11 protein-coding genes and 1 pseudogene are annotated in these 13,655 nt (G+C 54.5%); 5 read left to right on the top strand and 7 right to left on the bottom strand.

Annotated features, from left to right (window positions below):
* Nucleotides 1–30 precede the first annotated feature (30 nt).
* The 3 genes from BLV07_RS45925 (at nt 31) to BLV07_RS05125 (ending at nt 3,804) form a co-directional block, all read left to right on the top strand.
* Nucleotides 31–2,112, top strand: a complete 2,082-nt coding sequence (locus BLV07_RS45925) for a lysozyme inhibitor LprI family protein (RefSeq protein WP_143035354.1) — start codon at nt 31–33, stop codon at nt 2,110–2,112.
* A 113-nt stretch (nt 2,113–2,225) separates the two neighbouring features.
* Nucleotides 2,226–3,230 carry a hypothetical protein gene (locus tag BLV07_RS05130; RefSeq protein ID WP_143035353.1) on the top strand — a complete coding sequence of 335 codons (1,005 nt, stop codon included), beginning with the start codon at nt 2,226–2,228 and terminating at the stop codon, nt 3,228–3,230.
* 97 nt (nt 3,231–3,327) lie between these two features.
* Complete coding sequence (locus BLV07_RS05125) at nt 3,328–3,804, top strand: hypothetical protein (protein WP_091880720.1); 477 nt, start codon at nt 3,328–3,330, stop codon at nt 3,802–3,804.
* Nucleotides 3,805–3,930: 126 nt separating this feature from the next.
* Here the strand turns inward: BLV07_RS05125 and BLV07_RS05120 are convergent, their stop codons facing one another.
* A complete protein-coding gene (locus tag BLV07_RS05120; protein WP_091880717.1) occupies nt 3,931–4,422 on the bottom strand; it encodes a dienelactone hydrolase family protein in 492 nt (163 codons plus the stop codon).
* Between the two features lie 514 nt (nt 4,423–4,936).
* On the opposite strand from BLV07_RS05120, the gene BLV07_RS45920 reads away from it, so the two are divergent.
* Entirely contained in the window at nt 4,937–5,185 is a 249-nt protein-coding gene (locus BLV07_RS45920; RefSeq protein ID WP_143035352.1) for a hypothetical protein, read from the top strand.
* A 151-nt stretch (nt 5,186–5,336) separates the two neighbouring features.
* On the top strand, nt 5,337–6,266 hold the full coding sequence (locus tag BLV07_RS05115; protein WP_091880714.1) for a hypothetical protein: 930 nt from the start codon (nt 5,337–5,339) through the stop codon (nt 6,264–6,266).
* Between the two features lie 496 nt (nt 6,267–6,762).
* On the opposite strand, the pseudogene BLV07_RS05110 reads toward BLV07_RS05115, so the two are convergent.
* From BLV07_RS05110 to BLV07_RS05085, 6 genes and pseudogenes are all read right to left on the bottom strand, one after another.
* Nucleotides 6,763–6,960 (bottom strand): annotated as a pseudogene (locus tag BLV07_RS05110) (transposase); the annotation flags it as partial.
* Nucleotides 6,961–8,696: 1,736 nt separating this feature from the next.
* Nucleotides 8,697–9,299: a plasmid pRiA4b ORF-3 family protein gene (locus BLV07_RS05105; protein ID WP_091880711.1), complete on the bottom strand. Its 603-nt coding sequence runs from the start codon at nt 9,297–9,299 to the stop codon at nt 8,697–8,699.
* Entirely contained in the window at nt 9,296–10,861 is a 1,566-nt protein-coding gene (gene tnpC, locus BLV07_RS05100) for an IS66 family transposase (protein ID WP_091880708.1), read from the bottom strand. The genes BLV07_RS05105 and tnpC overlap by 4 nt, the downstream gene beginning before the upstream one ends.
* 50 nt (nt 10,862–10,911) lie before the next feature.
* Complete coding sequence (gene tnpB / locus BLV07_RS05095; protein ID WP_091880705.1) at nt 10,912–11,265, bottom strand: IS66 family insertion sequence element accessory protein TnpB; 354 nt, start codon at nt 11,263–11,265, stop codon at nt 10,912–10,914.
* Nucleotides 11,259–11,681 carry an IS66-like element accessory protein TnpA gene (gene tnpA, locus BLV07_RS05090; protein WP_091880702.1) on the bottom strand — a complete coding sequence of 141 codons (423 nt, stop codon included), beginning with the start codon at nt 11,679–11,681 and terminating at the stop codon, nt 11,259–11,261. Before tnpA ends, tnpB begins: the two co-directional genes overlap by 7 nt.
* Nucleotides 11,682–12,198: 517 nt before the next feature.
* Nucleotides 12,199–13,587, bottom strand: coding sequence for a hypothetical protein (locus tag BLV07_RS05085; protein WP_091880699.1), 1,389 nt, complete (start codon nt 13,585–13,587; stop codon nt 12,199–12,201).
* Nucleotides 13,588–13,655: the final 68 nt, after the last annotated feature.

Raw genomic sequence — 13,655 nt, 5'->3', positions numbered from 1 at the left:
GAATTTGCGCAGTCATCACGAGGAGCACCGATGAAGCTTTTCAGAGTTCTGCAAATGTCTTTCGCGGCGCTAGCTGTATGCTGGACCGGATTATGCAATGCAGCGGGGTATGTTTTCGAACTGCCCAACTCCGATCCAATTCGATCATCGACCAGAGCTCTTGGGGCACTCAAGTTCAGTTACGACATTAATCCGAAGATGACTAGCACCTGTCCGGCGGTTGTGATATCACAACAGCACATACTCGTGGACTACGTCTGCGCCTCCATAATTGAGAACGGGGATGCATTTGGTCGAGCCGTTAGCGCCACACTTCATCTCGGTGTCGAGGATTATTCAATTTTTACGAGGCCGACTCCTGGCATACGAAGCGGAGTAATTTCCGTTTCGGAAAAGAAGGAGCACCTGTTTGCTGTCAATGTTACCGCGGTTGTCGAGAAGAATGAAAAACACAAATTTGGAATCTTGGAGGTTTACGGAAATCCGGCAGCGACCTTTGGGATAATTCCGGTATCCAGCCGCCCTGTCCGAGTTGGAGAAGAATTAAGTTTGATCACAGGTTTCGGCTCCCCAATTCACGACTGTAAAGCCGACATGGCGTCCGGGAGCCAGCCATATCGCTTCTCCTATCACTGCGATGTCGCGATGAAGGACGCGAGTTTCATTTTCGCGAAGGATGGATCGGGTTTAGTTGGAATTCATATGACTGGCGACAGTGAATCTGCCGCCACTTCACAAGCAATAATCGAGGCGCCCCATACTACATACACCAGGGCAACGTTTGCTGCATTCAAATGCAAGCAACCGGCTGCTTTGATCGAAAGAATCGTATGTAGTGACGACCAGTTGCGTGAGCTTGATAGTAGGATGACCACCGCGTATTTCGCGCGGGTCAAAAGCATCCCTACCAATTCGAGCCAGAGGGGGACCGTCCTTCAAGAGCAAGATGCATGGCTGGTTTCGCGCACGAAACAGTGCAGGCTTCCCGACGACGGAAAGCTTACAGTTGAGGATAGCTTGCGGGCTCGGCATTGCTTACTCAACATCTACACCTCGCGAATCCAAACATTGTATGCAGCTATAGACGCTCCGTCCCCGTCTGTATCATGCGTCAACCCAAACTATCTACTTGCCCGTATAGTCTGTGGAGATAGCGCTCTGAAAGAGTTGAACGGCAAGTTGAACGCATTGCACTGGCGTTTCGTCGAAGGGATCCGGCGCGGCGAGGACCGGTTCTACCCATCATTTGTAACGGCCCACAGTTCGTGGGTCAGATCTCTTCGCGCACGCTGCCGGGTTGACCTGAACCGTGACTCTTCCTTCAACGACACTTCCATTGACGCAACGTTGTATGCCCGTAATTGCCTAGTGAGAGAATATAAAGATCGAATCGCGCGATTAACCGCAAATAGCTCATCTGGCTCAATAGATCGTCTTGATGACCGACCAGCCGCCATTACCGAGAATACGTCATATTTTGCGGTGGTGAAAGCTTTCGGGTCGTCCGCCGATGCCCAGACATATCTGAATCAACTAATGACGAAATTTCCATTCCAACGTTTCAGTCTATTTCCGCCGCATTCGATGGGGCAACAGTGGATGATAGTTCTGGCATCGTATACCGACAGCAATCGTGCGACGGAAATAGTGGATGAAGCACGAAAGAACGGAATGGCCAGCGATGCGTATGTATGGAAGATACCGGCGTCCTTTAACGTTCCGGATAATTGGGTAGCGCAGGATATTCATAGAACAATCTTACGCTGTTTGGTCGATGGCGCACAGACCATTATGCAGATGTATTCATGTTCCGGAAGCGTAGTAACCCCTGGAATTCTGCTGACGTGCATCAAAGGCGGGACGTGCGAACTGAACGCGACATCTCTTGGAGCTAATGAAACTTTGAGAAGTCAAAAGCTAACGTGGAGCTCGCCATTAGTCGTGACCCGCGACTCGCTTGATCTTAAGATTGTGAATGATTGTCTTGCAACGCATTCCAAAGACGAACGAGGCTTCAAGGCGTGTGCTGTAGGGGCCTTGTTAAAGGGCAACTCCGCATCTAAGTGTGGCGATACGTCTCGCAGCCAAAAGACCTTGCGGACTGTCTCCTGACGCAAACCGGTCTCGACGCCTCGCAGTTGGAATGTTTTAAGAACCATAAAACAGAACCGACTTCCTGCTTGGGCTCGCAAGACAAGAAGCAGTGGGTCGAGTCGAGGGAGTGCTTGGCTAAGTACCAAGACCCCCTACGTGCCGCCGCGGAATGCCTCGGCGCGAAAGCCAAGTTTGATGCGCTAGATACACAGTTTGCGAACTGTTTAATGAAGGCCCGCGCCGACTCGGATGGCAGCCTGCAGTGCATGCAAATGTGGCCTGCAATGGCCGACAAGCTTGAATTGACCAACTGCATTAGGGGGAATCAGGCCCAAGAGTTGCTTCAGTGCGCCACTGCAGCCGCAATTCCACTTGGACCTGCAAAGGAATGCATAGAGAAGGCTAACTCAGGATCTTGGGATCGAGAAAAATTGTTAACCTGCGTAGCAAACGTTAACCCCGCAGTTCGCGACGCAGTGGCCGTGATTCGATGTGTTTCGAGCGGCAATCGTCCCAATGACATCATTGCGAGTTGTACAGAGGGATTGATAAGGGACTCCAAGACGCGTCAGGTTCTTTCCTGCGCAGCTCAGGATACGCACGACAAGGGCGCCATGTTCGGTTGTATGGCAGCACCATTTTTGGGAGAGGAAGAGGGTCGACTATTGACGTGCGCAACTCAGTCTGGGAGCTACGCTGGTTTTGCGCTATGTGCGGCAGGTCCAAAGATGAACCCGGAGTGGATGATCGCGGCTCAATGTGCCGTCTCTTCAGGCGGTGAACCGACAACGACTGCCTCTTGCACAGCTGGTTGGCTGACGGTGAATGAGATTGAAAAGTGCTTTTCACAAGGTGTGGGAGGGGATGGATGTTTTGGAAAGAACAACACAATCGTAAAGTTTATCAATAACTATATTTCAGACATCACTAAGGGCCCCGGCCCGAACAATGAGGTAGTGAAGGCACTGGCGAGCGCGGGCATTGAATTTAAGGATGTTAGCTTCGAGACCCCACTAGGAGGACGTGAGGCGGCTTTGCCTAAGGCCGGGCGCGACTTTGATCGCTGGAAGAATGAGGCCGGTAAATGGGTCGGAGAGCGAGCGTCGGACCTCGTTGAATCACTGAATCCCTTCTAAAAATGGGCGAGCGGCGGGGGGGTGCCGGGTATCTGATGGTCATGCGGCAACAGCCGATGGACGCCCGCCGTTTGCTCATCCCGTGGGCCTCCATGAGATGCAGCGCTTCAACGCCAAGTACTTCGCCCTCGCTGCTCAATCATTTCCGATGCTCAAGCCAGGCCCGTCGATGCTGAAAGAGGGGCGTCCCGGCGAGAGCAAGACGATGATCTTTGCGCCTGGGACATTGCCAGACTGGGAGTTCCTTCCGCAAGTGCGCATCGTCCACCAGCTTCGCGAGGGCAACGCAAACGTCAACTTCTACACATGGGGGGATCACTTCCATGCACTAGCTGCGACTGTTGCAGCCGATTTGGCGCGAACTCCCTACCGCCCCGTTCCAACCAACAACAAGCGGACTAACCGCAGATCGGGTCTGATGATCGTAGTCGGGACGCCCCCAGAAACTGGTTTCGACGCTCAGCGCGAGAATATACTTGCGGGCCTGAAGGCAACCGACGAACTTCGCGCCTGGATCTGGTCACATCAAAGTGTCGTAGAGCGTTGGGCGGCCATTGTGGCTGCCCATCGTTGAGGAGCGGTTGGGACGAGCAACTGCAGCAGCGAGCGCTGCGGATTTGTTAAGCAGCGGACACAGAGTTGGCCAAAGGTTGCCGGTCCTGATGTCTGGCCCATTAGGAAATCGTGATAGGGCAACTGGTCATCTGGACTCCACGCCTTTGGCGAATTTCTTCGTCTTGATCGCGGCGATGATTGTCTGCATCATGTCCTTCTCCGCCACTGGATTGTAGGTCAGAGCCCAGCCATGATCGCCAACATGCGATGGTACGTCGAGAACGAACTCGTGGTTGGCATCTTGGTACTCGATCATCTGCACCGGAACTGACCGTTTCTTTTTTGTCAGTTCGCGACAGCACTCTGGATTATTTGCATCGTCCTTATCGTCCATAAAAATCATAATCGGGCCGGTATAAAGGGCGGAATGCTGCAAAGACGGACTACAGCCTGGAGCAACTGCGAATGCCGCCGCAAAATGGTGCGGATGATCAGACTCTTGTGTCGTCATCGATACCAGTGCCGTCGTGCCCCCGTTACTGTAGCCCATGATGTAGACTTCGTTGGCTTTTGCCAGGTCGTGCGGATGATTCAGAACAATGATAAAACTAAGCTCCTTCTGAAGTGGACGTGGCATATGAGCGTGTCGGGTTGTGCGCGGCTTCCTCAGGATGCTTGAGCTGCTCAGCCTTGAACGCGTTTAAGTAAGCAAGAGATCGTGGTGCATTACCGCACAACCAATAATTGACTTCTATTGAGCAAGTTCCTACCATCTCACTTGAGCACTGATCGGAGCCGGGCAATGCGGTACATTCGATGCGGACTTGTGTTCTTATTCTCCTTATCCCTTATCTCAGTATCGCTTGCAGACGATTCGAGGCCACTCCGGTTCACGGGCCTAGCCGCACAAGCATCAGAGTATTATGCGAGGAGCCCTTTGAATAATGCGTCGCCAATTCCTCAACTTGCGTCTCGTCTATGTTCGAAGGACTGCGGCCGAACTAGTGGTTCTGCCGTGTGTCAAGACAATCAGGCGTGCGATTGTGCATGCAACCGGCAACCTATATGCGAGTGTCGCTGATTGGCCCCGATGGCAACGGCGCTCGGCTGGCCTATGCTGGAAGTGCGAGGCGAATCTCTAGAGGTTTTAAATGATTAAGTCCGCTGGCTTTACCGTTGCTCCTTTTTTCCTGATCTTCAATGCCGAAAATCTGAGCGCGGAAAATCTTTCGCGCCAAGCTGCCAAGCCGAGCATCCCCCATTTGAAACAAATCGAACAGATTACATGCACCTGCGCGGGAAAAAGCTATTCAAGTGAAGCTCCTGTATGCACTGCGCCGAAGAAGCCAACTTGCGTTTGTCATGAGGCAGGCAAGAGCCCGACGGTGGAATGCAAGTAGGTAAGTGCGGAGTGACTAACATTGCGGGGGAGCTATCGCCAAAGACCGCGAAAGCAAAGATGCTTCGAATGTTCAAAGGACTGCAATAGACGAGAATTCGTGAGTTAAGCTTTTAATTGGGAAATGATCTCAGTTTTCATGGGGCTCTCAGATGAGAATAGTTTTCGGAATGATTGCTAGCATTACTCTTGGGAGCGTCATTGGTGCAGGAGGGTCAGCCGCTCTCGCTGAGGACTTGGACACGGCTATTCTAAAGCGGCTGAATACGAATCGGAGACTAGGTTGCGTCCCACATGGCGACCATCAGTCCTGCCGAGAGGCTGATAGGATAGTGACGCTAAACGTGTCGGTTAAGAGCCTAGATAAGGTTGAGAATGTTGCTTTTGCCGACGTGGGAAAACGCACTGGCGAAGAGAAGTTTTATACCTATACGAACTGTGGGACAGGGACTGAGAAACTTAAATTCACGGACACATTTTCAACTGAGAGCGGGCAAGAAATCGAGTTCACGCAGGAAGTGAAGACTTCAACTTCATTTAGCGGCAAACTGAACACTGAGTTCAGCATATTCGACGTAGGAATCAAAACCGAAGGAAACGCGTCTCTTAGTAAGGAGATCAGTCTTACCGACCGAAACAAAAGGACAACTGTCGAGAAGAAAACGAGGGAAGAGGTTTTTGAATTCATAGCCCCACCTAAGACGAGAGTTATCTACAGAGCGACGACCGGAGGCGGGATAAAGAAACTAAAGTTTTCGGGTAACGTGCTGGTTACTGGGATCTACCACTACAGAATCGGCAACATATGGGACCAAAACGCTAACATTGAACTTGCCCTGCCTGACGAAAAGGAGAGAATCTTTCCGTTCTCCGGCACGCTTTCGACAATAAATTTGACGACCCTGACACTTGAAAGAAATGAGGAGCCACTTTCAACGTCCTTCTGCAAGTCGAGAGCAGAACTAGCCAAGCAGGACGGAGCGCAGCTGCAGCTGATAGATGTTTCTGAGGGCAAGAAGCTGATGAGTCGGTCGAAATCTGTTGAGGTGGTTCAAACCAAACAAAGAACAGAGAAGAAATAGACTCGTATTCAATTGTTTCGCTGACGAAACATTGTTCTTCACTCAATATTGAGTGCACTTGGTAAGCTTAAAATTGATGGAAACCCCGCCGTCCTTGCTTCGACGACAACAGTCGTCTCGCTTGAGGTCATAGTAAGCCTTGTTGCAGTCGGTAATGCTGGTGCCCATAACGTCGCACTTATGGCCTAGGCTTTGCCGACTTTGGCAAGTATGTTCCCCGTAAGCTCTAAACAACCGCGTTTGTGCCTCCGCTGCGCATGGCATTGTACTCAGCAGAGAAGCAATTGCGATAGTCAAGGCTTTCAGCATGGATAACCTCCATCGTAGAAATCAAAATCGCTACTATCACGATTCGGCATCCAAAAGGGGCTCTGAATACGCATCCGGCGTAGGACGCAGGCTGGTTGATCATTCCCGTTGCCAGCGCGTGAGCAGGTTGGGGTTTTCTTTGTAGAACCTGACGAGCTCGATCAGGTTTTCGATGCCAAAGTCGGTGAACGCCCGCCCGCTGCCCGCTGTCGATCTCAGCCTTCTTGACCCACTCATGCAGCGTCTGCGGCGTGCAGCTGATCTTGGCCGCTATCGAGGTCACTGCCGCCCAGCGAGAGGAGTGCTGGTTGGCGTGATCCAAAACCATCCGAACCGCACGGGCCCGGACCTCGGGTGAAAATTCGTTCGTCGTCTTGCTTGTCATGGCTCCATCCTCTCAGGAGTTGGAGCCTCCGGCAAACCCGGGGCGATTCATAGGCCCCGACTTTATATAAGAGGCAGCATCGCTCATACGTCGGGAAGAAGAGTTGGAAGATCACCGAGGATGGCTAGTTCGCGTCGCGCACGAGCAAGGTAGCGCGCGGCGATTGTCGCAGTTCTATTCAGGTTTGGACCACGCACAACCCGATTGGCGTTACGCAATAGCATCTCCCAACTTTCAGAGTTGGGCAGTCGAACGTGATGACCACTCCGGGACTCGCGTCGTGGATATGCTCTACGAGCTCCGGGACGATTACAACTTCAGTCATTTTTCTGCGCTCATAAAGCACTACCTTTCAACGCGTTCGTTCGCCGAAACGTCTGCCCGGACGGTAGTTTCAGGCAGATACGAGCTTCTTCGCAAACTTGGGGCAGGCGGTTTCGGCAAGTGTTTCTCGCCTGGTCCTGGGACACCGACACACTCAATGCCTTGAAAATGATAAAGCCGGAGCTTCTCAATGATGGGGATGCTCTGGATCGTTTTAAGGGAGGCGGTGTGTTGGTGCGCTGCACAGGACACCCCAACATTTGTGCGCGCCTATGTCCTGGAGAGATGGCGGGCCGTCTTTGGCACATAGACGGGACAAGGTACCAATCTCGTGTGTGTGCTACAAGTGCCGAGCACACACCACGGCAGATCGATAAGGTTTCTATGAAAAGCTTATCGTTTGCAGCCGACTTATCTGCTTGAGTTGGCAGAAGCACGCCCTCGATCAAGTCTGGTGATATTAGCCGCAGAACACGGCCAGTAGAGGAGATAGATCAGCGACCTTAAACTTAAGGTGAGAAGTGTATCGAGTGCGAGACCTTTTCAGCGCACCTGGCTCTCGCGGCTTCGCATACTTGTAGGCTCGGATCGCAGCTCAAACTTCAAGCCGTCGCTGTTGACAAAGAACAGGGGCCTAACTCGACCGAATTAAAAGCCGCTGCTGTGAGAGGTTCGCCGAAGCAGGCTCCCGCATCGAGGTCGTATCGAGGTTGACGCGATTGGCTTGAACGTCGAGGGCGCGCGTTGCCGAAGCCAATCGACCACGCGACGGATGCTCGCGCCGTCCTCTTCCTGGATACCAGGGCAAGTGGAAGCAGGCGATGGCTCAAGCCCCGTTTGGCTATTGCTACAGAAGATTGCAATCAGATAAACTGTCCTTGTTCTTCATAGCATGGAGTGCCGAATATGGTGCAACGCATGCTCGCAAGTGGACTCATCGCTGCTGCGTGTAGCTTGGCCCCTCTTTGGGTTTGTCACGCGCAAGCACAAGTCTCCAACACTCTACAAGACAAACCAATTCTCTCAGAACCGAAGAGCAGCACGTCGGCAAAGAAGGACAACGCGCTTCAGTGCGATGATCCAGACCCAGTGCCGTTCACTCCGGAAAATATGGGGTCGGGAGTAATTCCTCCTGGCGTGACTGAGCTCAAGATAAGACCGAAGCCCAACGACCCGTGCACGATTGGCGGCACTTGGCGAAAAATTGGCGACACTTGGCGTAAGATCTCAGATTGACGCTCCCGGCTCTTGCCGCGCATGCCCTTGTGCTGCCCGCTTGTGTTCTCTCTGGTCGTGGTGACGAAACGGAACAGGGTTCACAGTCCGACGAGATCGGCGAACCTCTGAAGGGTCTGCTTCGCCCACTAAAGCGTAAGCGTAGCTCTGCAGCCCTTTTGAATGACGCTTGACGCCTATTTTGTTCGCGTGGCGCGTCGCCGCGGTATCCATGTGTCGGACAACGCGTTGACGGCGGCTTCGAGCGCCTTCCGGTCGACGACGTTGGGATCGAACCGCTCCGGGCCCCAGAGGCGCATGTGTTCGTGCTCGGGATGGCCGGGGTCGCTGATGGCGGCGAGGTATTCGGCGTAGCCTGGCGCACCGCCGACGTCTTCCGGAGGACAGCGGCCGGCGGCCTCGAGCAGGAAGGGAAGCCCCTCCGTCGTGGTGTTCCCGAACCATTTTTCGAGCTTGATCACATGGTCCCAGCTGTCGCCGAAGTCATAGAGATAGTGGATCGTCTTGGCGCCGGTCTCGCGAACGATATCGCAAAGCCGCGCTTTGCGGGCATCCAAGGGCTGGTGGCCGTAATCGTTGTGGGGATCAGGAATCCCCCAACGGACCTCACCAGCGAAGAACTCGAAGAGGTGACTGTTCGTCCAGCCGAATGCCTCCTGAAGCGTCAGATGCAACCGATCAAGGCGCAGGGTGACGGGTACGACAAGGCGACGCATCACCTCCGGCTTCACATCCTTGAGGGTCACCTTGATCCGGACCGCGGTCGTGTTCAGGCTCATGCCGCCAGCCTCGGATCGTGTGTATGCATCGTATAGGTCGACGCCCAGGGAAGCAGTTCGTCCAGTCGCGCCGCAGGCCAACCATTGACGAGCTTGGCGAGAACGTCAGCGAGCCAGTGCTCGGCACTGACGCCATTGAGCTTACAGGTCTCAATGAGCGAAGCCAGCAATGCCCAATTCTCGGCACCTTCGTCGCAACCGGCAAAAAGGGAGTTCTTGGCGTTGAGCTTGATCGGCCGCATCGCACGCTCGACCGCATTCGTGTCCATCTCGATGCGCCCGTCATCAAGGTAGAGCGTCAGGCCGTCCCAATGGCGTAGCGCATAACGCAAAGCCTTCGCCGTGTCGCTCTTCCCCGCAAGGTGATCAAGCTTGGCCTCAAACCACTGCTTCAAGGCTGTAGCCAGAGGCCGGGCATGCGCTTGTCGGCCGGCGCAGCGCTCGGAAGCAGAGCGGCCGCGCAGTGCCTTCTCGACCGCGTAGAGCTGGGCAATGCGCGCGAGCGCCTCGCGGGCGACCGGAGCTGGCGCCGGCGCAGCCTCCCGCTCGATCTTCACAAACTGGCGCCGCAGATGCGACCAGCAGAAGGCGAGCGTCCCGGACAGGGCGTCCGCACGCGTCTCTCGGGTCATGGTCTTGTAAGCCTGATAGCCGTCGCAGTGGATGATGCCGCGATAGCCCTCAAGCAGCCGCAAGCCATGAACGGCGCCGCGGCCCGGTGCATAGGCATAGACCACCCCTGGCGGATCAGGTCCGGCCCAAGGCCTGTCATCGCGTGACAGCGCCCAGAAGTAGCCGGTTTTTGTCCTGCCGCGCCCCGGATCCAGCACCGGCGCCGGGGTCTCATCGACACAGAGCTTCGAGGAGGCCAGCAGAAGCTGGCGCAGACGATGCCACAAGGGCTTCAATTCCTGGGCGGCGTAGCCGACCCAGAAGGCGAGCGTGGAACGGTCCAGCGCTATTCCGTGGGTCTCCAGCATCTGCGCCTGGCGATAAAGCGGCAAATGCCAATGATACTTCGCGTCGATCACATGCGCGACCAGCCGCTCGGTGGGCAATCCTCCCCTGATCAGTCGCTCGGGAGCAGCATGCTGGAGGATGACACCGTGACAGGCGCGGCAGGCCAGTTTGGGCCGGCGGGTGACGATCACGCGATACTGCGCCGGTACGACGTCCAACCTCTGGCTCTCATCGTGACCGATCTCAAAGAGATCGCCTTTGCAGGACGGACAGCAGGTTGCAGCGGGCATCAGGGTCTCGATGATGCGCGGCAAATGCTCCGGCAGCTGACCACGGTTGGCTTTGCGCTCGGCCGTCCTCTTCTCGCAGGTTCTGGGATTGGCGCGATCCTCGGCTGCTTCGAGGGCCGCGACGGCCTCTTCGATGTCCTCCAGAACAAGCTGCAGCTGATCAGCGTCCAGCTTTTCCGAGGACCGACCGAACTGCGCATCTTTTGCAAGCTTGAGCAACCGCTCGAGCCTGGCGCAGCGATCCAGCAGAGCCGCGGCAAAGACACGCAACTCAGCTGGATCACTCGGCAGCTCATCAGGCAAATCACTCATTGGCCCGAGTCTGCCATGCTTCGCGCCCCGATGCAGCGAGATTTGTATCTTTACGCAAGCGCTTTCGGCTGCGGGATCCGAGGCGCGTGCATCCGCGTCCAATCCATGCCGGCCAGAAGCGCCGACAACTGCGCGGCATTCATCCGCATCACGCCGGCCACGATGGGAGGCCATTTGAAGCCGTTGCTATCGAGCCGCTTCCAATACATCACAAGGCCGCTGCCATCCCAGACGACAATCTTCACCCGATCGGCGCGCTTCGCGCGGAACACCACCGCCACGCCCTTCATCGGATCATGGCCCAGCGTCTCCTTCGCCAAAAGCGCCAAGCCCTCCGCACCTTTTCTGAAGTCCACAGGTTGCGTCGCCACGTAAATCGTAAGGTTCGCAGGCGGCGTCAGCATGAACGTGTCCGTCGAAGCGCCAAGAACACATCACTCAACACAGCAAGGCCAGGCGCCCCCCGCACCTCCACGCGTGCTCCCTGGAGCTCAACCGTCACAATGGCTGCTTCCGGCGACCCGGTAGGCTCTGCGGCCGCCGGTAGCGCCGATTCCGACACCACCGGCACGAACGACAGCGTCTCCGCCGAAGCTGGCAGCACCAACTGGCCCAAACGCGCCCGGCGCCGCCAGTCATGCACCTGCTGGGGCCGGCAGCCATGGCGACGGGCGACGTCTGTGACAACCGCCCCCGGCTCGAGGCTTTCCGCGGCAATCTGTGCCTTCAAATCATCCGGCCAGCGCTTTCGACCTGCGCCAGCGAACACTTCAATACGCGGTGACAACGGTCGTCTTATGTCGTCAGAATGGTCGTCCATTGTGAGCACCCTTCCAGAAGATGACTCTTCTAACGGTGCTCTCAAGACTCCGCACAAACAATCCAAAGGGCCTCGGCGCTACGCTTACACTAAAGCGACCTCCGTAGAAGCTAAGAAAGCGCAAGTGTTTAGTCTACCAATTCTATGAATTTGAAGATTAGGGCGGTACATAGCGGTTGCGCTCCTCCCGCGCGGATCGAGTCACGCCGCGCCGCCGCGCCGGTCCTTTATTGCTTCGGGTGGGATTGACGCGGCGGGGCACCCCAACGGAAGGCCACCCATCATGAGCAATCAACCTGACCAGACCATCGGTGCAATGCATTTGACCGCTACACAACGTTAAGACGATTGGCATCCAGTCACCTTGGAATCGTTCGATCTATAAGACCGCATGTACAGAAAGCCAGGTGGCTCTTTCGTGCTTATGTTGGCAGGCCGCTGCCAGCAAGTGCGCATGGCAGATCGAGCGTACAGTCTATCGCCAATGGCAATCGGGCAATCGCCGAGCTTCGAGTGGCTAATTTTGAACTTCAAAAACCTTTAGAACGAATCCACAAACGTTTTGCGGCACATCAAAACGCCAGTTCGTGAAAAGTCCTATACCTGAAGAGTAGTGCTCAATGACGCTCTTCATGCAATCGATGTCGCCCGTGGTTAGCCGAAACTGCCCCTTTAATGTTTGAGGCTGCCCATTGACTGTATAGTCAAGTACAAAGCGCCAGTCTCCTGGGTACCAAATCCACGTTTGCGTTGACCTTGCCGTGAACATGCGGAGAGTTTCCGCGGACAACCAATCCTTGTCATCCAATGTTGGTCGGCATGGTTGCTGTTTTCCTTTTTTCAAAAGCTCTTCCTGCGTTTGGGTCATCACCTCACGAAGTCCCGAGCTAAGCGCCAAGAACGATAGAGTAAAATACTGTTCACCCGGCATAACCGACGTCACCGCAGTGGCGGTGCTAATAACTCCAGCTTTTGTGCAGAACTCGGCCGGATTATTGAAAAAGGCTCCCTCGACATCCAAATAATGTTCTTTTCCGTTTGGTTCGAATAGCGCCAGTTTGTTGACGGATAGAGTTTGAGCGACAAGTTTAAAGTGTGAGAATTTGAACGGGAGAATGACATTCGGTGAGCCAGCCACATGAGAAATAATCGCGGTGTTCCCAGCGAATGAAAGGCCCGTACTAGGCCACAGACTGTATAAGTAATAAGTGGGAGAGAGGGCCGCGAATAACATCAGCGCGGCCAACACCCACCGCAGTGGTAATTTAGACAGAACAGATTGCCAGTACGGCGTCGTTGATCGAGTTCTTTGAATCTTGCTCGGTAAAATTGTGCCGTTGTCGAGGAACGGTAACCAAAACTCCCGGACATAATGTTCACTAAAAAATTCGGAATGACCGAATCTATTGAAGCGGTCTTTGACCCCGGTTGTACCAAACCCGAATGTTCCAGTAGGGCCGTAACCCCAAGTCACAGCGCTGGCAAGAATTGGATAAACATCCGCTGTGCCGCAATCATTCAAGATCGGGTCGTCAGAGAGCTTCGCGCGGAGAAGTGCTCGGCGAAAGTCGTTCGAGACGATACTTCCGCACAAAATGATCCGATGTAGCGAGAGCCCCGGCTGCTCCAAACATTTCATAAGCGCATAAGTCCCAAAACTATGCGCTACGATTGATATATCCGCGTCTCTATTATTAGCTTGAATGTCATAAAGTTCACGAAGAACTCTCTTTATCGGGCCGCGTCGTGTCCAAAAGGGAAAAATGAAGCTAAACAGGTCGAAGAAACCATATCTGATTGGCTGACAAATCGCGCCGATCTCGCTCAGGGTTTGCGCGACCATTTCGGCCCACTCAGCTTGAGTGCGGATTCCATGAATTAGGACAACGATGTGCGACTTGGCCATCGCCTTCCCTCCGGCTTTGGATCGGTACAGCGGCCAGTTGAGTGGTTATATTGTTTCTATTGTGTGCC

This window comes from Bradyrhizobium sp. Rc2d (assembly GCF_900099855.1).
Lineage (GTDB): Bacteria > Pseudomonadota > Alphaproteobacteria > Rhizobiales > Xanthobacteraceae > Bradyrhizobium.
This window is presented reverse-complemented; position numbering and strand designations above follow the sequence as displayed.

What these genes read in the sequence shown, in the direction of transcription:
- BLV07_RS45925 (WP_143035354.1), top strand. Translation starts at nt 31, where the DNA reads ATGAAGCTTTTCAGAGTTCTGCAAATGTCTTTCGCGGCGCTAGCTGTA.
- BLV07_RS05125 (WP_091880720.1), top strand. Translation starts at nt 3,328, where the DNA reads ATGCAGCGCTTCAACGCCAAGTACTTCGCCCTCGCTGCTCAATCATTT.
- BLV07_RS05120 (WP_091880717.1), bottom strand. Translation starts at nt 4,422, where the DNA reads ATGCCACGTCCACTTCAGAAGGAGCTTAGTTTTATCATTGTTCTGAAT.
- BLV07_RS45920 (WP_143035352.1), top strand. Translation starts at nt 4,937, where the DNA reads ATGATTAAGTCCGCTGGCTTTACCGTTGCTCCTTTTTTCCTGATCTTC.
- BLV07_RS05115 (WP_091880714.1), top strand. Translation starts at nt 5,337, where the DNA reads ATGAGAATAGTTTTCGGAATGATTGCTAGCATTACTCTTGGGAGCGTC.
- BLV07_RS05105 (WP_091880711.1), bottom strand. Translation starts at nt 9,299, where the DNA reads ATGAGCCTGAACACGACCGCGGTCCGGATCAAGGTGACCCTCAAGGAT.
- tnpC (WP_091880708.1), bottom strand. Translation starts at nt 10,861, where the DNA reads ATGAGTGATTTGCCTGATGAGCTGCCGAGTGATCCAGCTGAGTTGCGT.
- tnpB (WP_091880705.1), bottom strand. Translation starts at nt 11,265, where the DNA reads ATGCTGACGCCGCCTGCGAACCTTACGATTTACGTGGCGACGCAACCT.
- tnpA (WP_091880702.1), bottom strand. Translation starts at nt 11,681, where the DNA reads ATGGACGACCATTCTGACGACATAAGACGACCGTTGTCACCGCGTATT.
- BLV07_RS05085 (WP_091880699.1), bottom strand. Translation starts at nt 13,587, where the DNA reads ATGGCCAAGTCGCACATCGTTGTCCTAATTCATGGAATCCGCACTCAA.